This is a genomic window from Pseudodesulfovibrio cashew, from assembly GCF_009762795.1.
GTDB lineage: Bacteria > Desulfobacterota > Desulfovibrionia > Desulfovibrionales > Desulfovibrionaceae > Pseudodesulfovibrio > Pseudodesulfovibrio cashew.
In genome coordinates this window covers 1,607,545-1,630,404 of record NZ_CP046400.1, presented here as the reverse complement: position 1 = coordinate 1,630,404, position 22,860 = coordinate 1,607,545, and the positions used below count along the sequence as shown (strand labels likewise).

Annotated in this window: 26 protein-coding genes; 5 read left to right on the top strand and 21 right to left on the bottom strand. The window is 60.7% G+C overall.

Going from position 1 to position 22,860, the window contains the following annotated elements:
- Window positions 1-20: 20 nt before the first annotated feature.
- Genes GM415_RS07275 through bioB form a run of 3 tightly spaced genes read right to left on the bottom strand, consistent with a single transcriptional unit; the run spans window position 21 to window position 2,358 of the window.
- Window positions 21-800, bottom strand: a complete 780-nt coding sequence (locus GM415_RS07275; protein ID WP_242012397.1) for a PTS system mannose/fructose/sorbose family transporter subunit IID — start codon at window positions 798-800, stop codon at window positions 21-23.
- Window positions 801-812: 12 nt separating this feature from the next.
- Complete coding sequence (locus GM415_RS07270) at window positions 813-1,364, bottom strand: biotin transporter BioY (RefSeq protein ID WP_158947157.1); 552 nt, start codon at window positions 1,362-1,364, stop codon at window positions 813-815.
- Between the two features lie 13 nt (window positions 1,365-1,377).
- Entirely contained in the window at window positions 1,378-2,358 is a 981-nt protein-coding gene (bioB, locus tag GM415_RS07265; RefSeq protein ID WP_158947156.1) for a biotin synthase BioB, read from the bottom strand.
- 145 nt (window positions 2,359-2,503) lie between these two features.
- Here bioB and GM415_RS07260 point away from each other — a divergent pair, with 145 nt between their 5' ends.
- Window positions 2,504-2,716, top strand: a complete 213-nt coding sequence (locus GM415_RS07260) for a hypothetical protein (RefSeq protein ID WP_158947155.1) — start codon at window positions 2,504-2,506, stop codon at window positions 2,714-2,716.
- 105 nt (window positions 2,717-2,821) lie between these two features.
- On the opposite strand, the gene rsmI is transcribed toward GM415_RS07260, so the two are convergent.
- Window positions 2,822-3,649, bottom strand: coding sequence for a 16S rRNA (cytidine(1402)-2'-O)-methyltransferase (rsmI, locus tag GM415_RS07255; protein WP_158947154.1), 828 nt, complete (start codon window positions 3,647-3,649; stop codon window positions 2,822-2,824).
- Window positions 3,650-4,039 carry a YraN family protein gene (locus GM415_RS07250; protein WP_158947153.1) on the bottom strand — a complete coding sequence of 130 codons (390 nt, stop codon included), beginning with the start codon at window positions 4,037-4,039 and terminating at the stop codon, window positions 3,650-3,652. It lies immediately after the preceding gene.
- 94 nt (window positions 4,040-4,133) lie between these two features.
- Here GM415_RS07250 and truA point away from each other — a divergent pair, with 94 nt between their 5' ends.
- Window positions 4,134-4,877, top strand: a complete 744-nt coding sequence (gene truA / locus GM415_RS07245; protein ID WP_158947152.1) for a tRNA pseudouridine(38-40) synthase TruA — start codon at window positions 4,134-4,136, stop codon at window positions 4,875-4,877.
- A gap of 75 nt (window positions 4,878-4,952) precedes the next feature.
- On the opposite strand, the gene GM415_RS07240 is transcribed toward truA, so the two are convergent.
- Both GM415_RS07240 and GM415_RS07235 read right to left on the bottom strand, forming a co-directional pair.
- Window positions 4,953-6,110 (bottom strand): flagellin N-terminal helical domain-containing protein, encoded by a 1,158-nt coding sequence (locus tag GM415_RS07240; RefSeq protein ID WP_158947151.1) that lies wholly within the window; start codon window positions 6,108-6,110, stop codon window positions 4,953-4,955.
- A gap of 121 nt (window positions 6,111-6,231) precedes the next feature.
- Window positions 6,232-7,017: a PEP-CTERM sorting domain-containing protein gene (locus GM415_RS07235; protein ID WP_158947150.1), complete on the bottom strand. Its 786-nt coding sequence runs from the start codon at window positions 7,015-7,017 to the stop codon at window positions 6,232-6,234.
- A gap of 304 nt (window positions 7,018-7,321) precedes the next feature.
- On the opposite strand from GM415_RS07235, the gene GM415_RS07230 reads away from it, so the two are divergent.
- A complete protein-coding gene (locus GM415_RS07230) occupies window positions 7,322-8,233 on the top strand; it encodes a mechanosensitive ion channel family protein (protein ID WP_158947149.1) in 912 nt (303 codons plus the stop codon).
- Here the strand turns inward: GM415_RS07230 and GM415_RS07225 are convergent.
- The 3 genes from GM415_RS07225 to GM415_RS07215 all read right to left on the bottom strand — a co-directional run bounded on the left by GM415_RS07225 (window position 8,217) and on the right by GM415_RS07215 (window position 10,556).
- On the bottom strand, window positions 8,217-8,729 hold the full coding sequence (locus GM415_RS07225; RefSeq protein WP_158947148.1) for a cache domain-containing protein: 513 nt from the start codon (window positions 8,727-8,729) through the stop codon (window positions 8,217-8,219). The two genes, GM415_RS07230 and GM415_RS07225, sit on opposite strands and share 17 nt — an antisense overlap.
- A gap of 102 nt (window positions 8,730-8,831) precedes the next feature.
- Window positions 8,832-9,626, bottom strand: coding sequence for a type 2 periplasmic-binding domain-containing protein (locus tag GM415_RS07220; RefSeq protein ID WP_199244339.1), 795 nt, complete (start codon window positions 9,624-9,626; stop codon window positions 8,832-8,834).
- Between the two features lie 312 nt (window positions 9,627-9,938).
- Window positions 9,939-10,556: a LysE family translocator gene (locus GM415_RS07215; protein WP_158947147.1), complete on the bottom strand. Its 618-nt coding sequence runs from the start codon at window positions 10,554-10,556 to the stop codon at window positions 9,939-9,941.
- A gap of 215 nt (window positions 10,557-10,771) precedes the next feature.
- Here GM415_RS07215 and GM415_RS07210 point away from each other — a divergent pair, with 215 nt between their 5' ends.
- A complete protein-coding gene (locus tag GM415_RS07210; protein ID WP_158947146.1) occupies window positions 10,772-11,581 on the top strand; it encodes a ZIP family metal transporter in 810 nt (269 codons plus the stop codon).
- Window positions 11,582-11,907: 326 nt separating this feature from the next.
- Window positions 11,908-12,348, top strand: a complete 441-nt coding sequence (locus tag GM415_RS07205; RefSeq protein WP_158947145.1) for a hypothetical protein — start codon at window positions 11,908-11,910, stop codon at window positions 12,346-12,348.
- A gap of 4 nt (window positions 12,349-12,352) precedes the next feature.
- Here the strand turns inward: GM415_RS07205 and GM415_RS07200 are convergent, their stop codons facing one another.
- The 11 genes from GM415_RS07200 to GM415_RS07155 all read right to left on the bottom strand — a co-directional run bounded on the left by GM415_RS07200 (window position 12,353) and on the right by GM415_RS07155 (window position 22,722).
- On the bottom strand, window positions 12,353-12,748 hold the full coding sequence (locus GM415_RS07200; RefSeq protein WP_158947144.1) for a secondary thiamine-phosphate synthase enzyme YjbQ: 396 nt from the start codon (window positions 12,746-12,748) through the stop codon (window positions 12,353-12,355).
- A 75-nt stretch (window positions 12,749-12,823) separates the two neighbouring features.
- On the bottom strand, window positions 12,824-14,209 hold the full coding sequence (locus GM415_RS07195; RefSeq protein WP_158947143.1) for a methyltransferase domain-containing protein: 1,386 nt from the start codon (window positions 14,207-14,209) through the stop codon (window positions 12,824-12,826).
- Between the two features lie 35 nt (window positions 14,210-14,244).
- Entirely contained in the window at window positions 14,245-14,379 is a 135-nt protein-coding gene (locus tag GM415_RS18185) for a hypothetical protein (RefSeq protein ID WP_277872933.1), read from the bottom strand.
- A gap of 8 nt (window positions 14,380-14,387) precedes the next feature.
- Entirely contained in the window at window positions 14,388-15,149 is a 762-nt protein-coding gene (cobM, locus tag GM415_RS07190; protein ID WP_158947142.1) for a precorrin-4 C(11)-methyltransferase, read from the bottom strand.
- The gene (locus GM415_RS07185; protein ID WP_158947141.1) at window positions 15,150-15,689 is read right to left on the bottom strand and encodes a 3'-5' exonuclease; all 540 of its coding nucleotides are present in this window, start codon (window positions 15,687-15,689) and stop codon (window positions 15,150-15,152) included.
- A 410-nt stretch (window positions 15,690-16,099) separates the two neighbouring features.
- On the bottom strand, window positions 16,100-18,601 hold the full coding sequence (gene leuS, locus GM415_RS07180) for a leucine--tRNA ligase (RefSeq protein WP_158947140.1): 2,502 nt from the start codon (window positions 18,599-18,601) through the stop codon (window positions 16,100-16,102).
- A 28-nt stretch (window positions 18,602-18,629) separates the two neighbouring features.
- The gene (nusB, locus tag GM415_RS07175) at window positions 18,630-19,076 is read right to left on the bottom strand and encodes a transcription antitermination factor NusB (RefSeq protein WP_158947139.1); all 447 of its coding nucleotides are present in this window, start codon (window positions 19,074-19,076) and stop codon (window positions 18,630-18,632) included.
- Window positions 19,077-19,079: 3 nt separating this feature from the next.
- The gene (ribH, locus tag GM415_RS07170; protein ID WP_158947138.1) at window positions 19,080-19,547 is read right to left on the bottom strand and encodes a 6,7-dimethyl-8-ribityllumazine synthase; all 468 of its coding nucleotides are present in this window, start codon (window positions 19,545-19,547) and stop codon (window positions 19,080-19,082) included.
- A 51-nt stretch (window positions 19,548-19,598) separates the two neighbouring features.
- Window positions 19,599-20,813: a bifunctional 3,4-dihydroxy-2-butanone-4-phosphate synthase/GTP cyclohydrolase II gene (locus tag GM415_RS07165; protein ID WP_158947137.1), complete on the bottom strand. Its 1,215-nt coding sequence runs from the start codon at window positions 20,811-20,813 to the stop codon at window positions 19,599-19,601.
- 222 nt (window positions 20,814-21,035) lie between these two features.
- The gene (locus GM415_RS07160) at window positions 21,036-21,791 is read right to left on the bottom strand and encodes a GGDEF domain-containing protein (protein ID WP_158947136.1); all 756 of its coding nucleotides are present in this window, start codon (window positions 21,789-21,791) and stop codon (window positions 21,036-21,038) included.
- A 208-nt stretch (window positions 21,792-21,999) separates the two neighbouring features.
- Window positions 22,000-22,722, bottom strand: a complete 723-nt coding sequence (locus GM415_RS07155) for a glycosyltransferase (RefSeq protein ID WP_338419796.1) — start codon at window positions 22,720-22,722, stop codon at window positions 22,000-22,002.
- Between the last annotated feature and the right edge of the window lie 138 nt (window positions 22,723-22,860).

The window sequence follows — 22,860 nt, the reverse complement described above, 5'->3', positions numbered from 1 at the left end:
TTTTGGCCGAAAAATACAAGTTAAAGGGCATTATTAATCCACTGCACCAACTGCGGGAACGAATCGATGAGGACGACAAAGGCCGCAGCGGCGAAGACCCGGGCCATGAGCCCGATGCGCACGAATCGTCCGAAAAGCAGGAGCGCGCTCACGCCCACGAGCCACTCCCACCACACGTGCGGCTTGGGCCAGATCAGAGCCAGAAGCCAAACCATCAGCACCGCGTTGACATATTTTATCCGCCGGCCCCAGTTGATCAGGTCCCACCGTTTGAGGCGCTCCAGGACCTTGAAACCATGGCGCAGTCCCTGGACAAAAGTATATGCCCGGAACGCCTGGAGCCCGATAAAGAGAATCACGCCCAGGGCCAGGGCCGACGCGTCGTGCCCGGTGAGCAGCAGGCAGATGGTCAGCAGCGCCCAGAAAATCAGCAGGCTGCCCGCGAATACGGAGTCGCCTATTGCCGACAGGGTGTAGGCCGTGGTGTCCTTGACCTTGGCGAACATCTTGGGCGGAAAGCGCCCCGCCGCGATGGCGGCCTCCACGTTCAGGTAGATGCCCACCAGACAGGGCATCCAGAACGGATGGGACTGATAGTGGCTGACATACCGCTTGTAGGCCGTCTTCAGGGCCTTGGGGTCGTCATGCACCGAAGAAAGTCCAGGCTGCATGGCGTACATGAGTCCGATGTTCTGCATGCCCCGCGTGTTGAACCCGGCCCCGGCCAGATAACAGCGCATGAAGCTGCGCATGTGCGCCATGGTGCGCGAATCCGGTCTGGACGGCAGGGACATGGACATGAAGTTCCGTTCCTAGCGCTGTCCCGGCAACAGGTTGTGTCTGGCCAGATAGCGGACGCAGAGCAGGGCGAGGACGACCTTGACGGCGTCCCACGGGATGAACGGGACCACGCCCGCCAGCCAGGCCTTGTACCAGGTCAGGCCCAGGGCGAACTTGAGCCAGGCCGCGCCTGCGGCATAGGCCGTGAGCAGTGCCCCCGCGCCGAAGGCCAGCCCTTTGATCCAGGGGATGACCCGCTCGTGGTGGCCTGCCAGGCCGCACAGCCAGGCAGAGACCATGAAACCGAATAGATAGCCTCCGGTGGGGCCCAGCAGATGGCCCAGGCCGGACTTGCCGCCCGCGAAGACCGGCAGCCCGATGGTTCCGGCCAGCAGGTAAAGCCCCACGGCCAGCGCACCGCGCCTGGCGCCGAGCACGTACCCGGCCAGGAAGATGAAAAAGGGCTGCATGGAAATAGGCACCGGCCCGATGGGCACGATGAGGTATGCACCCGCGCCGATGGCCGCCGCCATGAGCGCGGTCCAAACGAGCAGATGCAGGTCGGTCAGGGAATTCTTCGTCATATGCTTTGGTTTCTTACGCCTTGATGGTCTCCGGGACAAGTCCCGCTTCTTCGATCTCGCGCAGGTCCCCTTCCGGGTCGCCGCCCCGGGTGGTCAGGTAGTCGCCGATCATCAGTCCGCTGGCTCCTGCGGTCAGCAGCGCCTTCTTTCCCGCCGCGCCGAACACCGTGAGCCGCCCGCCGCAGATACGCAGGGCGCGATCCGGCAGGAGAAAACGGTACAGGGCCACAATCTTCAGCGCCTCCCCTGAGGTGAGCACTTCCTGGTTTTCCAGCGGGGTGCCTACCATGCGAATCAAAAAATTCATGGGCACGGAGGGCACACCGAGATCCCTGAGCAGCAGAGCCAGCTCCACCCGGTCGTCCCAGGACTCGCCCACGCCGAAAATGCCGCCCGAGCAGACGTACAGGCCCGCTTCCAGTCCGGCCCGCACGGCCCGCACATCTTCGTCGTAGGAATGGGTGGTACAGATGTTCGGGAAAAAGGAGGCCGAGGTTTCCAAATTATGATGATAGCCCGCGAGCCCTGCGACTTTCAATGCTTTTAGCTGCGAACAGTCGAGAATGCCAGGAGAGAGGTCCGGCTTGACCCCGAGGGCCGCAAGCCGCCGGACCGCGTCGGTGAAACCGGCCAGGTCCGCGCTGCTCACCAGTTTGCCGCTGGCAACAATCCCGAATCGAGACGCGCCATTGCGGCGTGCCGCCTCGCCCGCTGCCGCGATCTCCTCTGGCGACAAGAGCGGATACTCGGGGCTCTCGGCCCGGTGATGCCCTGACTGGGCACAAAAGGCGCAGTCCTCGGAACAGGTGCCCGACTTAGCGTTGATGATGGCGCACAGTCCGATCCGGTTGCCGAAATGGGCCGTTCGGATGGCGTGGGCCGCCCGGAGCAACTCGCCCAACCGTTCATCGGGCAGGCCGATCAGGTAGCGGATGTCGGAATCGGAGGGCGCGGCCCCGTCCAGAACCTTGCGGGAAATAACGTCGAGACTCATGAGGAGCGCATCAAAGCACACACGCCCACGGCTGTCCAGCCGCGGACCCACCGGAAGTATGTGAAAAATAGAATTTGCAAACCCTGTTGACCAAGCCCCAAAAAAGGCTACAGTAGTTACCCCTATCACTAAGGAGGTCCGACACATGTCGATGGAAATGTTGTTTGTTTATGTATTGCTGGCGTTCGTGCTGATTGGCATCATCCTTGAGGCCGAGTTCGTCGTCGGTCCGCGCATTGCCCGCTGGACGCCCATCCTGCACCGCCTGACCAGGCACTGCGAAAAACGCTACCCCCGCTGGTGCGACGCGGGCACCACCTTCTACGCCTTTTTCGACAGGGACCGCTTCCGCATGTAGGAAGAACCCACGCGGCGACAACGGCCGCGTGAAAGAGGAAAATAACGGACCGGCAACCGGAATCATCCGGTTGCCGGTCCGTTATCTTTTTGAGCAGGCGCAAACTCAATCGCGCATCAGCCCGTAAATCTCCTTGGCGGTCCAGCCGGGCGCCCGCTCGGCAACGCGCCGGGCGATCTCCTTGGGCTTGCCGCCGGCCTCGCGTTCCTCTTCGATGAGTCGGGCCAGGTCGTCCTCTGACACTTCGCCCTCTCCACCGCCGGGGCCGATGATAACCGTCAACTCGCCGCGCAGGTCGCAATCGAATAGCTCCAGTGCGTCCAACGAGCCGTACAGGAACTCCTCGTACTCCTTGGTCAGCTCCCGAGCCACGCAGAACTCCCGTCCGCCGAGGGCTTCCCCGGCGATACGCAGGGTGCCCTCCAGACGCGACTTGCGTTCGAACAGGACCAGCGTGGCCCCGGTGTCGCGATGGGCGGCGAGCAGCTTTTCGGTCTGAGACTTGCGGCGCGGCATGAAGCCGAGAAAGGTGTAGGGCAGCGGCGGCAGCCCCGAGGCCGAAAGCGCGGTAACTGGCGCGCTGGGGCCGGGCACGGGCGAGACCGGGATATTCCGCTCGCGGCAGGCTCGGACCAGGGTAAAGCCGGGGTCGGAGAGCAGCGGGGTCCCGGCATCGGAGATCAGGGCCACGGAAAGGCCCTCCTCCAGAAATTCGAGAACACGGGGCAGCCGCTTGTCCTCGTTGTGCTCGAAGAAAGACATGAGGCGGCCATGGCGCTCCAACTCCAGCCGCTTGAAGAGCAGTCCGGCCCGGCGGGTGTCCTCGGCCAGAACCACGTCCGCGTCCTCCAGCACTGCCCTGGCGCGCGGCGACAGATCGTCCGCATTGCCCAGAGGGGTGGCTACCACCCACAGTTTACCCGTCTCGTCCATTTACTCCATCCCTGTCAGATCAAAAGCGTTTTCAACATGCTCCACTTCCAGGGAGCCCTCCCTGTCCACCACGGCAACGAAGTCGAAGCGGCACGGCATGTCCCACAGGTTCTTGGTGGAAAGATACCGGCTCGCGGCCTTGACCAGCCGTTCCCGCTTCCGCCTGCCCAGCCCGTCGGCTGGTGAGCCCATGGTCGTGGCCGCCCGGGTCTTGACCTCAACGAAAACCAGGGTGTCCCTGTCGCGACATATCAGGTCCAGCTCCCACTGCCGGTATCGCCAGTTGCGCTCCAGCACGCGGAAGCCACGCGTCTTGAGGAACCGGGCGGCCGCTTCCTCGCCCTGTTCCCCACGCCGCCTGGACGGCAGAATTCGTGCAATCAGACCCATGGCCGGAGTGATAGCACAGCCCGGTCCGGGACGCCAGAAGCCCACCCTTCCCCGCCCCGCGCTAATGCGCTATGGTCCCGGCCTGGAGGAACCCATGGCTCGCGTCAAGCTCACCCTAGCCTACGACGGCACCGACTTTTCCGGCTGGCAATTGCAGCCCTACGGCCGCACCGTGCAGGGTGAGCTGGAACGCGCCCTGGGTAAAATCCTGGGCGCGCCGCCGCGTGTACACGGCTCCGGGCGTACGGACGCCGGGGTCCATGCCCTGGGCCAGGCCGCACACTTCGACAGCCCGGACGAACGGGCCGACCTGCCCTGGCAGCGGGCGCTCAACGCCATCCTGCCCAAGGACGTTCGCGTCGTGGATTGTGTCGTGACCGACGAGGACTTCCATGCCCGCTACTCGGCCACGGGAAAAACCTACGAGTATGCTCTCTGGCACACCCGCGAGTTCTGCCTGCCCCAGCGCAGGCGATTCGTCTGGAACTGCGGCCCCGTGGATTTCGAGGCCATGGAAGCGGCAGCCCGCGTCTTTCTGGGTGAGCACGACTTTGCCTCCTTCCAGAACGTGGGCACCCCGGTCAAATCCACGGTGCGGACCATAACGGGTATCTCGCGCCACCCAGGCCCCAGCGGACACGAAACAGTCTGGCGGTTCACGGCCAACGGCTTCCTCAAACAGATGGTGCGCAATCTGACGGGCTGCCTGGTGGCCGCCGGACGCGGCAGGCTTTCGCCCGACGAGATCAGGACCATTCTGGAAAGCGGCGATCGGAGCCTTGCGCCCGCCACGGCCCCTCCGCAGGGGCTCACCCTTGTCTCTGTAAGCTATCCCTGACCACTTCCGGAACGCCATCACCCAGCATGCCACGACGGTCCGCAGGAGAACTTCTGTGATCGTGTCGCAACCGGCCTAGCCGATAAGCGAGAGAGCCATTCTCGGCAGGGAGTTGGCCTGTGAAAGCATGGAGACGGCGGCCTGGGCCTTGATCTGGTTGCGCACGAACTCGGTCATCTCGGTGGCCACGTCCACGTCCGAGATGCGCGACTCGGCGGCCTGAAGGTTTTCGGCCTGGATCTCCAGGGCGGTGACCGTGTTCTCCAGCCGGTTCTGCAACGCACCCAGATTGGCGCGGATGGTGTCCTTGGAGATGATGGCCCGGTTGAGCGGATCAAGAGCCTCCTGCGCCCGCTCCTGGGTGTCCACGTGGCTGCCCGGAGGCGTGGTAACCTCGGTCACGGTGAGGCCGCCCTCTCCCTGATAGGTCACGCCAGAATAACGCAGGGCGCGCTGGCTGCCGGTCGTGTCGGTCATCACCGCATAAACGTTGCCGTTGTAGGTATACAATTGGGCCTGGGATCCAGAGGCAAATTCGCTCCGGGGCGGGTCCGGCGTATTGTTATAGAGAGGCAACCCCACCTGCCAGGTTCCGGTGGCGATGAAAGTGGCTCCGGCATTTGCTGCCAGGATGCCTGCTTGGTCGAGGTTATCTATCCGCCTGGTACCGCCTCCAACGCCGAGGGCGCTGGCCGTGGCCGTATTAATCTGGATGTAATAGTAGTCCTCGGCGCAGTCGTTGCCCGTGCCGAAGTGGACCTTGAGCCTGCCGGAGGCCTGAAGCCCGGTGCCGTTGTGCGCACCGGACAGGTTGCCGTTAAGCAGGTGGATGCCGTTGAAGTCGGTGGACTGGGCGATGCGGGTGATCTCACTGGCCATGGCCTGGTATTCGGAGTCGATGATCAACCGCTGGTCCGAATTGTAGGTTCCGGTGGCGGCCTGCATTGCCAGCTCTTTCATGCGAATGAGCTTCTCGTCGATGACCCCGAGAGCGCCGTCAGCAGTCTGGACAAGGGAGATGGCATCGTTGGCATTTCGAATGCCCTGATTCAGGGAAGCAATCTCGGCCCGCATGAGTTCGCGGATGGCCAGCCCGGCTGCATCGTCCGAGGCCTGGGAGATGCGCAGTCCGGAAGAAAGACGACGTGTGGAGGTCGCCAGGTCGCCGAAGGTCGCGCCCAGGTTCCGGGAGGCGTTCATCGCCATCAGGTTATGATTGATTGCCAGTGCCACGCCTTAGTATTCGGTCGAATCTAAAAAAAGCTTAAGAGTCAAGTGGGGGTTGTGCACTTTTATCCCCAAACAAAAAACGCACCCACGTGGGGTGCGTTTACTGTTGTGTATGTGTTTGCTGCTAGTCGCGGACAGCCCTGCGGCAACGGCGAAGGGCAAGAAGACCGACAATGCCGAGACCGGTCAGCAACAGCGCCGACGGCTCCGGCACCGGAGCGGTGGGGTCATCCTGGCCGGGGATCTCGATTTTCTCCCCGTATACCTCTATCTCGCTAAAGGAAAAACCGTTCTGATATCCGTCCGCAGCGACGAATTCGCTCAACGTCAAAGACTGCACCGCCTTGCCCCCGAAAATCCCGGACAGATCGACGTAATCATCCACATAACTGCTATCGCCGGATATGGACACCACAAGATGCTCCGGGGTGGTATAGAGTCCTGAGGCCGTCACGTCGGCACTGCCCAGGTAATCATAACCCGATATGGACAACTGTGTCAGGGCCCCCGTCTGGGTATCGTTTAAGAATCCGCCAAGAAGGGAAGGATCGCCACCGTAAATCCGCAAGCCTATTATGGAATAATAAAAATCCGTGTCGAAAAACAGCTCCATGGTGGTGCCGATGCCGCCTTGGAAAAGCTGTTGCCCTTCATTGACCCCTTCATAGGTATCCCCGTTATTCAGCGACCCGACACCGCCCCGGTAGAACCAGCGTCCGGTGGTGGGGTTATTGGTAACCGAGCCGGTATAGGCCGCGCTGTGTCCATCGTTGTCTCCAGTGCGATCCTCCACGGTGTTGAGGATGTCGTACTGCGTTATTCCCACCGTCCCCGTAGCGGCGAAGGCGATCGAGGCCGCGCCCAGCAGCAGGAACAAGGACAGCAACAATGCGGAACAGGTCTTTTTCATCTCCGACTCCAAGAAACCCCATAGGGGGATTGCGTTGTAGGGCATCCGATCACGTCAGCATTCGACGCCATGTAAAAATGCAAGAAGTATTCCGCCCTACACAGGCTGAAATCAGGGGGAAAACCGCGTTTTTTCAGGTCAATGTGTAAAGAAAACGTAAGTTATGTAAACAAGTCCGACAACTCCGGACAGGCTGATCCGCCCTGGAGGGGCGCGCAAAACTGCGGAAAGCGGCGCATCCTTTTCAAAACGGCGCCAAATGCCTATGCTTGCAATTCAAGAGAAAAAAAGCACAAGGAGCGTCATGTTAGCCGAGTTGAACCCAGCCCTGTACGTCGCCGGGGTCTCCGCCCTCTCCGCCATCGCCTACGCCTGGCTCCACTACCGGGTCACGTCTTTCAAGAACCGCCGCGTGGACCGGATACGGAAACTGGTCAAGGAGCCGGAAACCACCGCCGCCATGCCGACGGACGTCCTGACCGACAAGGAGGAGAAGCAGGAACGGCGGGACATGGTCAGAGGCGTCAAAACCCGTTTCTCGGTAATCCGCAGGACGCTGGTCGCCTGTGTGGTGGTGGTCTGGGCCCTAGCCCTGACCCTGCCCTTCCTGGGCAAGCTGCCCAGCACCATGATCTCGGTCATGGTCGCCATCTCCACCGCCGTCATCGGTATCGCGGCCCGACCGCTGGTGGAAAACCTCATCTCAGGCATCGTCATCAGCTTCTCCCGCCAGCTCCGCGTTGGCGACACGCTGATGATGGACGGACAATACGGTACGGTGGAGGACATCTCCATCACGCACACCAAGATCAAAACCTGGGACTGGAAGCGCTACGTCATCCCCAACAGCCGGATGCTGAACAAGGAATTCGTCAACCTGACCCTCAACGATTCTTTGCTCTGGGCCTACCTTGAATTCTCGGTTTCCTACGAAGCCGACCTTGACGAGGTCAGCCGCATCGCCCGCAAGGTGGCCGCCGAAAGCGAACACCACAATGATCAGGAGGAACCCCAGTTCTGGGTCATGCGCATGGACAGGGAGAGCGTGGTCTGCTGGATAGCGGCCTGGGCCGAGACCCCCGGCGAGGCGTGGAACCTCAAGAGCGACATCGCCACCCGGCTGGTCCGGGTGTTCCGGGAAAAAGGCATTCCCACCCACGCGGCCAACGTCAACCTCAGGGGAGGACCGGCAGCGGCGCCTAGCGCAGGTTTATGAAGTAGATGCCGGTACCGATAATGAAATCGGTGCCCCGGATGGGCTTGACGTAACTGATCTTTTCATGCGTCCCGACCAGGCCGGGCTCTTCCCAGTAATACTCGATGAATCCGCCGCCAGCTCTCGCCGTTCCGATGATCTTACGGATCACGGGGATGCCCGCCTTGTCCCTCATGTCGAGGAGATCCATGCCCACCAGCTCGGGCTGGGTGCCATGGGCAATGCACACGCCGGAATAGTCGTAGACGAAATAGTAGCCGGAACCGTCAGGGAAAAAACGGACGGGAGTGATGAAGGCGCGCACGAGCCGAATTTGCTCCTCCCTATCTTCAACACCAGACAGCAGGCCGCCAAGACCGTCGGCCACAACGTCCACCGCAAGCTTGGCGTCTGGACGGATGGCCCGTTTCCTGGTCTGGGCTTCGGCCCACGCGGGTGAGGCAATAAGAAGAATCGCGGCGACTAACCCGGCGATTAATACTGTGATGCGCTTCATGCAGTCTCCCGAGACAAGACGTTGCTCCCTATGCGTGTCCAGCATACTTCAACGGAAGCCGTTATCCCATATTTTTTTGCACACGGGAAAATACCCGAACAGCTACGGCAGTTTGTCCAGATCTATCCACATGGAGGCGTCGTCGAGAGGCGTCTCGGGCGGCAAAAACGGATTTTCCAGATCGAAGATTCTACGCTCCTTGAAGCCGACCTTCTGAAAGACCTGACGCATCTGCGGATGGTTGTAAAACAGTTCGTCAAAGGAGCCGTCTGCCAGGGCCATCCGCAACCCCGTGTCAATACGCTTGGCGAGTCCGGGATTGCCTCGATTCACAAAGAAGTACAAAGGAGCCGGATAGCGAAGCAGGATCGTCTTCTCCACGCAAAACGGCATGCCCGGATGCTCCCGCATCTCTCCCCACGGTTCGTTCACCCCGCGAGGGAAGAAATCGAAGCGCCTCTCCGCGAGCATGCCAAAACAGAGGCTGTAGCGTGGGCAGGTTCTCACCCTCAGCCCGTTGTGCCGCAAGATCCGCGTATCGGGCCAGTCGTGCCCCTGCCCGGCGACAAATCTCCGCAACTCGTCAAGGGAGCGAACCCGCCGAAAGACATCGGCACGGCCTTTTCTGATGAGGAATATCCGGTACCCCAGCAGCCCCTTCTGCAGCGGGATCCGAACGGGGAGAAGGTCGCGCTCCCGTTCGATGGAGGTCATGGTCCAGACCACATCTATTCCTCCGCCTTCGGCAACAAGCTCCAGGCTCCGCGACTGCTCAGTAGGAATGGGATGGTGGACCAGATCATAATCCCCGTACTCCGGCACGGTCTTGTCCAGAGCCAGCCGAAGCAAGGAAATGACATAAGTGTGGCGGGGGTCGTCCGGCATGACATGCGGCATGACTATGCGCTCCGCCGCTCCAGCCGAGAACGGAAAAGCAAACACGCAGGCCGCGCACAACAACAAAAGCCGACCCAGGAAGGAACTCACACAACCTTGCATAATCCCACTCCGGAAGAATCCGTCATACCGTCCCGCGACAAGGCCTACGCTTTGCGGCGGGCAAATCCAGCATACCCCCGAAGTGCTGTGGAGCGATTATTATTTTCGAATTTCATCCCTGCGGCAAAAAGGCGACAACACCACCTGGAGACAGCGAAGTCTCAGGTGGACACCGGATGCTATGACAAAGCGGACAATCGGGATTCGAGGCTACCGCTCACTCACCGCCAGCATTCCTCCGGCCAGGAAAAGCACCACGGCGGTGATCCGGTTTTGCACATGGGCCAATCCCCGGCGATGCAGCCAAGTGAAGACGCGTGCCCCGAACAGAGCGTAGGACACGGCGCTGCTGAGCTGGAGCACGGCAAAGGTGACGGCCAGCGTCAGGAAGTCCGAAGTGTAGCGAGCCGGGTCGATGAACTGCGGGAAAAGGACGGTAAACACCAAAACGGATTTGGGGTTGGACATACCGGTCAAAAAGCCGAGGCTGAACTGCCTGCGGCGGGAGGCGGCCCGGGCGCTGTCGTCTTCCTGAAGCGTACGTACGGCCGCGCGCCAGTTCTTCACCCCGAGCACGATCAGGTAGACCACCCCGGCCCACTTGATGGCGTTGAAGACCACCAGGGAGTTCTGCACCACCACGCCGAGACCGAAGTAGACCACGGCCATCTGGACCATATAGGCTGTGGAGCCGCCGGCAAGGGCGGGCACGGTGCGGGCAAAGCCGTTTCGCAGGCTCGACGACATGGAAAAAAGCGTCATGGGCCCGGGCGTGTAGGCGATGGCCGTCATAAGCAGGGCATAGGTCAACCAGGTAGCGAAATTCATTATGGCGCATGCTCCTTCATCTTCCATGAGAAAGCAAGTAGTACTGTCTGACATGCGGCAAAACGCTTTCCGGCACCATTGGCGGACCATGAATCGCAGCGACGAGGGGAGAGACTCGCCCGTACCGGCCGCGCAATGTGCTTCACCTCCTGGGGCATGGACATCGACACCGAAATGCATGTATCTATTCATGCACTTGAGAAGGAGAATTCCGCATGAATTGGTTCATGGCACAAAGTCCCGTATTGCAGGCTCTGATGGCAGGCCTCTTCACATGGAGCGTCACGGCCCTCGGCGCGGCGTTGGTTTTCACGGCCAAGGATATCTCTAAAAAGACCCTCGACGTGATGCTCGGCTTTGCCGGCGGCGTCATGATCGCCGCAAGCTACTGGTCGCTGCTTGCTCCGGCCATCGAAATGAGCAGTGATCTCGGAACGTGGTCGTTCGTTCCCGCTGCAGTGGGCTTCGTGATGGGCGCGATATTTCTGCGCCTGGTGGACATGTTCCTGCCGCACCTGCACCTCAATGCGCCCATGTCCGAGGCCGAGGGCGTGAAGACGAGCTGGCAGCGCAGCACCCTGCTGGTCACCGCCATCACCCTGCACAACATCCCGGAAGGCCTGGCCGTGGGCGTCGCCTTCGGCGCAGTGGCCGCGGGGCTGAACTCCGCGACCTTTGCCGGAGCAGTGGCCCTTGCCATGGGTATCGGCATTCAGAATTTCCCGGAAGGCACGGCGGTGTCGGTCCCCCTGCGCCGCGAGGGCATGTCCCGCACTAAGGCTTTCCTCTACGGGCAGGCCTCGGGCCTGGTGGAACCCATCGCCGCAGTCCTGGGCGCAGCGGCCGTCCTCGTGGTCCAACCCCTGCTCCCCTACGCCCTGGCCTTTGCCGCCGGGGCCATGATCTTCGTGGTGGTGGAAGAGGTCATCCCCGAATCCCAGTCATCGGGCAACGGCGACCTCGCCACCATGGGCGTGATCTTCGGCTTCACCCTCATGATGACGCTGGACGTGGCCCTGGGCTAGGCTGGGTCAGTCTCCGGCAGGAGCCGTTGATACTACATGGTTTGAGACTCCAGTCCGCGAGTATTGGGAAGTAGGGACACCTCTCGCCTTCGTAGGAGGACCGATACCATAATTGTCCTCCTTCCTCCTCCCCTCTTTTTTCAATCAACAGGCACCAGATAACCACCTATACTGTCGCCTCCGCGTGTCTTTCTTCCATCCCGTACCGATTTCTTCCGACTTCTTTGACGGTGTGGATTATTACTGCTTGATTTGATAGACGACGTGATCAATCTACGAGGAATTGAATTCTCCAAGCCCAAAACAACTTCACCAAGGATATTGACATGAAATGGATTCTGACGATTACGGCTTTCATTCTCATGGCCTCAAGCGCGGCTATAGCGGCAAACAGCGGAACTCCGGCAAACTGGACGGAGGCAACTCCTGAAAGCATGGCAGAGGCTGGCTTCGACCTCATGCTGAAAGGCGAGTACATCAAAATGGCTGAAACTTGGTTCGATGACTTTGACTCCAGTCAGATGGACCCAGACAAGCTTGAACTTGCCAAGCGGCAGTACGTAACCCAGATGCCTATGGTCGGGAAGTGCATCCGGTATGAATTAGCTGCCCGGAAAGAGTACGGGAAGTCCGTGGTCAAGTTGACGTACATCGTCTTCGCCGAGAAGACACCACTCTTCTTCACGTTCTTATACTGCAAACCCGATCAAAATTGGACTGCATTAAACATCAGCTTCAGTGACAAGTGGGCTGATTTAGATAAGTAGGAAGCTACGCTCCCAGCCACTTTACCCACAGCTTGCGGGTGCGCGGACCGTCGAACTCGCAGAAGTAGATTTTCTGCCAGGTGCCGAGCTGGATATTGCCGCCCTCGACGATGACCATCTGGTCGCAGCCGAACATGCTGGATTTGATGTGCGCGTCGGAGTTGCCCTCGGCGTGGCGGTAGTCGCCCCGGTGCGGGACCAGCTTGTTCATGTTCATCGTGATGTCGCGGACCACGTCCGGGTCGGCTCCTTCGTTGATGGTCACGGCCCCGGTAGTGTGCGGGCAGTAGAGCAGCAGTGCGCCGTCGGACCAGCCGTTCTCGTTGATGAGGCGACGCACGGCGGTGGTGATGTCGACCATTTCCTCGCGAGCGTGGGTGCTTATTTGCAGGTGTTCCATTGTTGCCCCTCCTGTATTCATCCGCAAGAAACCGGAGCGTTCTCGATTCCAGGCTTCAATTAAGGGATTCTGCGCTTACCCGGCTTTTTGCATGACCACATGCGAAGCATGCGTCAGCGCATCTGACACGCCAAAAGCCAGGTGGTCAGCATGAATTTGAGAACTGTCGGCTTCGGTAAATTTATCCTCGGAGATAGACAGGAAATGGAAACCGACCTCTGAAAACCACGAATACATCTCAGCCGGCCGTGACAAATTAATGAGTCGCGATCGATGCTTCTCATGCCACTCCTTTTTGGAGACATAGAGATGGCTATCGCCATCTTTTGTCATATGATCCTTGAAATCGATCCCATGAACGGCAAAACCTCCGGGCTTTAGAACTCTGTACATCTCTTTGATCGCCGACTTGCAGGGGGCGATGTGCTCAAGCACAGCATCGGAGAAAATCAAATCAAATGAATTGTCTTCAAATTCAAGAGCGCATGCGTCCATAGCTCGCAGCTGCACTGAGCCTTCGAAAAAGGAATACCCACCCTGGCTGCATTCATCTCTGACTATCGGCTCCATGGACATTCCGGAAATGGGGGCTGCTTGTTGATTGAAAGACAACCACTCTTCAAAAAATTCGAGTTGCTCGTCGGAGAGGGGGGGAAGGTTGAGATCAATCCCGGAATATTGGGCAATTCCAGCCATCCGCAACAGGATTCCCAAGCCAAAACGTCTGCCGCACCCAACCTCAAGCACGGAGACGGACCGTTTGTGAAACAAATTCTCTATCTTTGGCAAAAGGGAAGCACATCGGGAGGCCCAATTGACAGGGTCATAGGGATGAACGGCCAGATTCATGGAATTTCGAAGCTGTCTGCCCTTATGGATGACCAGCTCTTGGCAAATCGGGTTGAGATGACTGAACAAATGAGTAATTTTGTCCAAATTGGGTGTATAGTAATTAATATGCGCCTCAGACACATGAGAGTAATAGGGCCAGCTGTACTCTTCTGTAATCGTGGACAGAGTGTCGACATCCACCACGTTGGGCAAATATTCCGGATACCATAAACTGGGCCTCGTCATGCTGCCGGGCGAGGCGTTGTGATAATCGACCAACTCGTCATAAAGATGCGGGTCCAAACACTGGGTCAACAAGGAACAATCGACAAGACAAGACGCACCCTGACTTCTTGCTGCCTCAAGGAGACGATTGTTCATATTTTCGACGTCGCCCAGGAAGATTTCACAAAACGTCAGTTCGCGAGAAAGTGAGGCATGGTAGTCATCGTCGGGCATAGCCAGGACAACAGCTTCTACGCTTTTCGCCTTACTCAGCGTTTCGGCGATTCTTTCAAGGTGCAACACGTCTGATTCACGACCATTGTGCAGACTCGCGCGTATGACACCCAACGTCCTCACCTGCTTTTGCGAGGCTACCAGCTCCCCTCCTGTTAGAGGTTGTTTCATGGTCGATCTCCCTTTAAGTATTGCTAGTTGTCCACCTAAACCATGACGGCCCGGTGGTGTGCGGGCAGTAACGCAGGAGCGCACCGTAGGACCAGCCGTTCCCGTTGACGCAGCGGCGTACGGCCGACCATTTCCTCGCGGGCGTGGGTGCGGATTTCGATCCGTTCCATGGTTCCCCCTACTTGCGGTACATGTGCTTGAAATTCTCGTCGTAGAGCAGGGACCTAGCCTCTCCTGCGTCCTCCCTGCCCTGGCCCGGCAGGACCAGGAACACGGTCTGGCGGGTGAACTCGTGCTCCCGCGCCGTGGCTGCCAGTTCGGCAAGTTCGGTCTCCACGATCTTCTCCTCGGGCCAGCCCACGCGGTAGGCCATGACCACCAATGTGGACGCGGCCAGGCCGCCCGCTTCAAGCTCGCGCTGGATGCCCTCGGGGTCGCCCGCAGAGAGATAGACGCACAGGGCCGTACCGTGGGCCGCCAGCTTGCGCAGCGCCTCGGCCTCGGGCACCGGGGTGCGCCCGGCCAGGCGGGTGAAAATCAGGGTCTGGGTGACCTCGGGCACGGTGAAGGAGCGGCAGGCCGAGGCCGCCGCCGCGAATCCGGCGGTAACGCCCGGCACCACGACGTATTCGACGCCCTCGCCGTCCAAAAGAGCCATCTGCTCCCGGATGGCCCCGTAGAGTGACGGATCGCCCGTATGCACCCGGGCCACGGTGCCGCCCGCGCGCACGGTCTCCATGATCAGCGCGTGGGTCTCCTCCAGATTCAGCGGCGCGGAGTCCGCCACCTTGGCGTCATCACGCGCACAGGCCACGACCTCCGCAGGCACCAGCGAACCGGCATAGAGCACCAGGTCGGCCTCCCGAATCAAACGCTGGCCCTTGACTGTGACCAGTTCGGGATCGCCCGGCCCTGCGCCGATGAAGTGAACTTGAACCATCTACAGCACCTTGCCCAGGAAGCCGGGATTCTCGCGCAGGCCGTTGACTGCGATCAGGGCGCACGCCTCGGCGTCCGAGGCCGCGTGGTGGTGCTTGAGGGAAATGCCCAGGTGGTCGCAGACGCTCGGCAGCTTGTTGGACTCCAGGCACCAGGTCTTGCGCGAAAGCTGGACCGTGCACAGAAACGGCTGCTCCGGCGCGAGCCAGCCCGACTCGCGGCAACAGGTGTGTAGCACTGACTTGTCAAAGGAGGCGTTGTGGGCGACCAGAAAATCCGCGCCCTCGAACAGTGGCTCGAGCTCGGGCCAAAGATCGCCGAAGGAAGGCTCGTCGCACACGTCCTCCCAGTGGATGCCGTGCACGCGCACGCAGTAGGGGTTGAACTTCTTGCGCGGCGGACGGATCAGGCGGTAGTCGCGGGCCACGATCTCGCCCTTGTCCACCACCACGATGCCCACGGCGCAGGCCGAGTCGCGCTTGGGGTCTGCGGTCTCGAAATCAATGGCCACGAAACGGGTGTTCTCTACTGTCGGCGACATGCGATTCCTCATGCTTGGGGGGGTGTGCCGATCTGAATACACCATTCCCGCACACGAGCCAAGCACGCTCCCTCCCTGCCGGTTATGCTCCGCAGGGCCTACCGGCGGTCTCCTTCGGAGAGACCAGGGCGCTGCCCTGGACCTGCCAAAGGCCGAGGCCCTATGGCATCCCATAGCTCGCTTCGCTAGAGTGCGTTCGGTAGCTGAGGCTAGTCATTTGTATTTGAGGGAGAAGCTGCGGCTCAACGCAACCAAGTGTTTTTAGAAGCCATCTCCTCCGTATACCTCTGCCCTCGCGGCAAGCGCACCCAAAAGTTTAGGGGATGGGATGGGGGGCGGAGCCCCCCCACAACGCAAAAGGGCCGTCCCGAAGGACGGCCCTTTTGCGTTTATGGCTAAATCAGGTGCCGCTAGTTGGCGACGATGTTGACGAGCTTGTTGGGGATGACGATGACCTTGCGGACGGTCTTGCCCTCGATGAACTTGACCACGTTTTCCAGGCCCAGGGCGATGGCTTCGACCTCGTCCTTGGGGGCGTTGTTGGGGGCCTCGAACTTGCCGCGTACCTTGCCGTTGACCTGGACCACGAGGGTGACCTCGTCCTTGACCAGGGCTTTCTCGTCATAGGTGGGCCAGGGCTGGCCGGTGAGGCCGGACTGGTGACCCATGGCCTGCCAGAGCTCCTCGCAGATATGCGGGGCCACGGGCGAGAGCAGGGTCACGGCAGTGGCGACGGCCGAGGACAGGGCCTTGGGATCGCTCTCCTTGAGCTCGTCCTTGACCTGGTACATCTCGTTGACCAGCTCCATGATGGCGGCGATGACCGTATTGAACTGGAACTCGTTCTCGATGTCGTGGGTGGCACGGCGGATGGTGTCGTGCTCCTTGAAGCGGAGTGCCTTGGCCGCGTCGGACCCAGGCTCGCCTGCGGACACGGGCAGGACCGGTTCCAGCACGCCTTCCAGTTCCTCCACCAGCCGCCAAAGACGGCTGAGGAAGCGGAAAGCGCCCTCAATGCCCTGATCGGACCACTCGAGTTCCTTGACCGGCGGTGAGGCGAAGAGAATGAACAGCCGGGTGGCGTCCGCGCCGTACTGGTTGATCATGGCGTTGGGATCGACCACGTTGCCCTTGGACTTGGACATCTTGCCGCCGTCCTTGAGCACCATGCCCTGGGTGAGCAGGTTGGCGAAGGGCTCGTCGCACTCGATGAACCCGGTGTCGCGCAGCGCCTTGGTGAAGAAGCGGGAGTAGAGCAGGTGCAGGATGGCGTGCTCGATGCCGCCGATGTACTGATCGACGTTCATCCAGTAGCCGACCTTGGTCTTGTCCAGGGCCTCCTCCTCGTTGCGCGGGTCGCAGTAGCGCATGTAATACCAGGAGGACTCGAAAAAGGTGTCGAAGGTGTCGGTCTCGCGCCGGGCAGGCTTGCCGCAGGTCGGACAGGCGCAGTTGACGAACTCCTCCATCGCCGGGAGCGGGGACTTGCCGTCCTTGCGCACCTGGGCGTTCTCGGGCAGGAGCACCGGGAGCTGGTCCTCGGGCACGGGCACAGCGCCGCAGTCCTCGCAGTAGATGACCGGGATGGGCGCGCCCCAGAAGCGCTGGCGGGAGACGTTCCAGTCGCGCAGGCGGTAGTTGACGGCCATCTTGCCCAGGCCGGACTTGTCCAGGTGCTGGACGATGGCCTTCTTGGCGGGCTCGTTCTCGGTGCCGTCGAATTCGCCGGAGTTCACCAGGATGCCGGGCGCGGTGTAGGCCTCGGTCATGTCCTCGAGCTTCAGGACCTCGCCCTTGGCCGCCAGCTCGGGCGGATTGATGACCACCTGCATGGGCAGCTCGTACTTGGTAGCGAACTCGTAGTCACGCTGGTCGTGGGCGGGAACGGCCATGACCGCTCCGGTGCCGTAGCCCATGAGCACGAAGTTGGCCACGTAGATGGGCAGTTCGCGTCCGGTGACCGGGTTGATGCAGTACTTGCCGGTGAAGACGCCTTCCTTCTCCAGATCGTCGGCTCCGCGCTTGATGCGGTCCATGTTCCGGATGTTGGTGACGAAGGCCTCGACCTCGGCCTTGTTCGGGGCGTCGGCGATAAGCTTCTCCACCATGGGATGCTCGGCGGCCACGGACATGAAGGTCGCGCCGTAGAGGGTGTCCGGACGGGTTGTGAAGACCGTGATGGTCTCTTCCATATCCTTGACCTGGAAGGTCAGCTCCGCGCCGTAGGATTTGCCGATCCAGTTGCGCTGCATGGTCAGCACGCGCTCGGGCCAGCCGCCTTCCAGCGTCTCCAGGTCCTTGAGCAGCTCGTCCGCATAGTCGGTGATACGCAGGAACCACTGCTCCATGTCCTTCTGCTCGACCTCGGTGTCGCAGCGCCAGCAGAGGCCCTCCTCCACTTGCTCGTTGGCGAGCACGGTGTTGCAGCTCGGACACCAGTTTTGGGGGGAATCCTTGCGATAGGCCAGGCCCTTTTCCAGGAACTTGAGGAAGAATTTCTGCTCCCACTTGTAGTACTCGGGGCGACAGGACGCGATCTCGCGCCGCCAGTCATAGGAGTAGCCTAGGCGCTGAAGCTGCTCGCGCATCTCGGAGATGTTCTGGTAGGTCCACTCGGCGGGATGGGTCTCGTTCTTGATGGCCGCGTTCTCGGCGGGCAGGCCGAAGGCGTCCCAACCCATGGGATGGAGCACGTTGAAGCCCTGCATGGACTTGAAGCGCGCCACCACATCGCCGATGGAGTAGTTACGCACGTGGCCCATGTGGATCTTGCCCGAGGGATAGGGGAACATTTCCAGCACATAGTACTTGGGTTTGTCCGCGTCGACTTCCACTTCAAAGCAGCCGGCCTCATTCCAGGCAAGCTGCCATTTCTTCTCGATCGCTTCCGGATCGTATTTTCCTAAAGGCATATGAAAATCCTTGCTGGGAATGAAATGCTTATTTCTTGATGGTCTTGGCCGCGCCGTCGAGGATGCCGTTGACGAAGGAGCGGGACTTTTCGTCGCCGAACGTCTTGGACAGCTCGATGGCCTCGTTGATGGCGGCCTTGACCGGGATGTCCGTGAACATCATCTCGTACAGGGAAAGCCGCAGGATCGACAGCTCCACCATGGCGATGCGCTCGATCTTCCAGTTCTGGGAGTTGGCCTGGATGGCCTTGTCCACGGCGTCGAGGTTCTCCTCAACCCCCTTGACCAGGGCGTAGGCGAAGTCGCGCGCGGTCTCGGATTCCTGCTCCAAGACCAGAGGGTTCTGGTCGAACCGCACCTGGAGATCCACGGGATTGTTCTTGTCCACGAAGTGCGTGGAGTAGAGCACCTGAAACGCCAGGGTACGTCCCACCCTGCGAATGCCGGGCCGATTGCCCTTTTTCTTGCCTGCCATATTCTAGAGCTGTTCCAGTACACGCACGGTTTCGAGCAGTGCGGACGCGGCTTCCACGCCCTTGTTGCCCGCCTTGGACCCGGCGCGTTCGATGGCCTGGTCCAGGGAATCGCAGGTAAGCAGGCCGAAGCCCATGGGCACGCCGCTCTCCATGGAGGCCTGGGCCACGCCCTTGGCGCACTCGTTGCACACGTAGTCAAAATGGGGGGTGGCGCCGCGGATGACCGCACCCAGGACGACCACGCCGTCGTACTTGCCGGACTTGGCCAGCTTCTGGGCGGCGATGGGCAGTTCGAAGGCACCGGGTAGTCGGACCAGGGTCAAGTCGTCCTCGCTGCCGCCGTGGCGGACGAGGTAATCGATGGCGCCGGAGATGAGTCGGTCAACGATGAAATCGTTGAAACGGGCGGCCACGATGGCGAATTTCAAACCTTGGGCGTTGAGCTGGCCTTCGATTTTGGTCAGGGGCATGGGTCGATCTCCCTCTTTATATGAAAATGTAACGATGTACTATAGGTTTGCTTAACCGTCTGCGTCAACCTTGAGCAGATGGTCCATCTTGTCGCGCTTGGTCTGAAGGTACTTCTTGTTGATCTCGCAGGCGCCGACCTCGATGGGCACGCGCTCCACGACCTTCAGGCCGTAGCCTTCCAGGCCGACCATCTTCTTGGGGTTGTTGGTCATGAGCCGCATATTGGAGACGCCAAGGGCTACCAGGATCTGCGCCCCGGTGCCGTATTCACGCAGGTCCGGCGGAAAACCGAGCTTCACGTTGGCCTCGACGGTGTCGTAACCCATGTCCTGGAGGTGGTAGGCCTTGATCTTGTTGCCCAGGCCGATGCCTCGGCCCTCTTGGCGCATGTAGACCAGCACGCCCTTGCCCTCGTTGTGGATCATGCACATGGCGTCTGCCAGCTGCGGGCCGCAGTCACAGCGCAGGGAGCCGAACACGTCGCCGGTCAGGCACTCGGAGTGCACGCGGACCAGGGTGGGCTCGTCGGGATGAATGTCGCCCATGTACAGGGCGATGTGGGTCTTGCCGTCGGCCTCGGAGTGGAAGGCGGCGGACTTGAAATGGCCCCAGCGGGTGGGCAGGTCGGCCTCGGCCACCTTTTCCACGGACTTGCCGTCGAACTTCATGCGGTAGGCGATGAGGTCGGCCACGGAGCAGATCTTGAGATCGTGCTTCTTGGCGTAGATCTCCAGGTCGGGCATGCGGGCCATGGTCCCGTCTTCGTTCATGATCTCGCAGATGACCGCAGCGGGCTTGAACCCGGCCAGGCGGGCGATGTCGCTTCCGCCCTCGGTCTGTCCTGCGCGAACCAGAACGCCGCCGTCCTTGGCACGCAGGGGAAAGATGTGGCCCGGAGTGACGATGGACTCGCGGGAGGCGTCGTCAGCCACGGCGGCCAGCACCGTGGTGGCGCGGTCCGCGGCGGAGATGCCGGTGGTCACGCCATGGCGCGCCTCGATGGATACGGTGAAGTTGGTGCCGAACCCGGACTCGTTCTTCTGGGCCATGAGCTCCAGGCCCAGATTGTCGGCCATTTCATTGCTCATGGGCAGACAGATCAGGCCGCGCCCGTGGGTTGCCATGAAATTGATGAGCTGCGGTGTGATTGCCTCGGCGGCGCAGACGAGATCGCCTTCGTTCTCGCGGTCCTCGTCATCAACCATGATGACCATTTTACCTTGGCGGATATCCTCAATGGCTTCTTCGATAGTGCACAGTGCCATATTCATAAACCTCGTGCTGGGATGATTGCCCCGCGAAAACCGGCGTGGCGGCAGGCCTACGCCCCTCCGCAGGGAACCAAATTACTTATCGCAAACGACCGTGAGGGGAAAGGGGAATTTTTATCGGAAAAATCCAATGGGAAATCAGCAAGATGCGCACTGCCAATCAGGATAGACGCCGGACCGCGATGCAGAAGACGGGCCGTTCGAGCCCTGCTCAGGTCAAATGAGCCGAAGCTGGCGCTGGCCGTTCCCGCCATGGGTGGCGACGCGGTTCCTGCCGCCGGCCTTGGCCCGCGCCAAAGCCGTGTCCGCGTCCCGAATGAGCCGGTCCCGGAGCTCCTCGGGTGATCCCTCGCCCTTCTGGAACTCCGCCACCCCGGCGCTGACCGTAACCTTGAGGCGCGGCCCTTCCATGGCCAGATCGTTGATCTCGATGACCACGCGCAGCTTCTCGGCCACCTGGGCGGCCGTATGCAGCCCCTGGGCCGGGACCAGAATGGCGAACTCCTCTCCCCCGTAGCGGCCGATTATGTCCGAGGTCCGGATGTTGGCGGCAAGAAGCCTGGCCACTTCGGCCAGGGCAAGATCCCCCGCCGGGTGTCCGAGCTCAGCATTGGTTCGGCTGAAGTGATCGATGTCGACCATGATCAGTGAAAGCCGTGTCCCGTAGCGCAGGGCACGATCGACCTCTTCGTCAAAACGCTCAAAAAAATGGCGACGATTGGGGACGCCGGTGAGCTCATCCAGGGTAGCGAGATCCGCCACGCTCTTGCGGGCATTGCCCAGCTCCCGGCGTAATCGTACCGTGCAGGTAAAGAAGAGAGCGGCGGAGAGAATCACCGCAGGAAGCACCAACCCCATGACAAACAGGGGAACATCGGCCGGAAGTTCACGGACGAGCTCCCGCTCGTGCACGAAAACACCCAGACCGAGGCCGGAGCCGAACAGGACAATGCCCAGGCCCAGCAGCAACATGAGTACAGGCCAGTCCCAAAGAGCACGGCCCCTGCCAGTTCTCCTCATCCATCTTCTCCCACGCGAAAGTGCACAACAGGGACCGCGTAACCCCGTTGCGGTCCTGAAGAACTATATAGCGTGAAAGACGCAAAGTTGGAATGATAAACTCGCGGTATGCCCTCGTGCCCTCTTTAAACAGAGTAAAGGCAAAACCTGGGGACCGGAATCAGACGGGCGCTATCTCCAAATGTCCGGACACCGCCTTCGCGGGCTCGCTTCGCTCGTTGGCCAGGCGGTCCAGCAGGTTCATCTGCCGCCTTGACAGGGCGTTGTTGTCCAAGCTCCGTCCGGCGTCGTACACGCCCACGACCTCCTCGATGACGGTCACGGTGCGAGCGCGTCTGAACCAGGCCAGGATGTTGAGGTAGTCGGCCTCGTACCGCCCCCGATGGAGCCAGCCGCCGCAGCGGGTGACCACCAGCCTGCGCGACAGGCAGAGGCACAGCGGGTCTATGTTGCCGGGTCGGACCAGAGAGCCGTTGTCCTCCTCCGGGAGAAAAGGCTTGTCAAAGGCCAGCTGGGTGTCGATGCGCCCGATGACCATCTCCGTGTCCAGGTACTTGAGATAGGTCCTCAGTGCCTGGCGCTTGAGGACGTTGTCGTCGTCCAGAAAGATCAGCCGTTCGCCCGAGGCCACTTTGAGTAGGGTCTGACGGATGCCGTTGCCCCAGTCGCCGTCCTTGGGAAGACAGAAGGAACGCACCGGATAGGCGCAGGCCGGAGCCGCACGTTTCACGCCGTCAAAACCGACAAGAATCTCCACCTGATCCATCTCCAGCCCGGCGAACCGTGCCGCCTCGCCGACGGAATCGACGGCTTTTTGCAACGCCTTGGGACGCCGACCGGTGGAAGGTATGATGATCGAAAAGAGGATGCCGTCCATGGCCATCGCTTTTCTCCCTTTTCCGCCATCCATGCGGAATTGTGGGGGGCTCTCCCCGCTCCCCGTTATGCTCTTCAGAGGCCGCCGCTAAGGCAGCTCACGGATCATATCGACGCAACGAAACGTCTTCTTTAGGGGAATGTA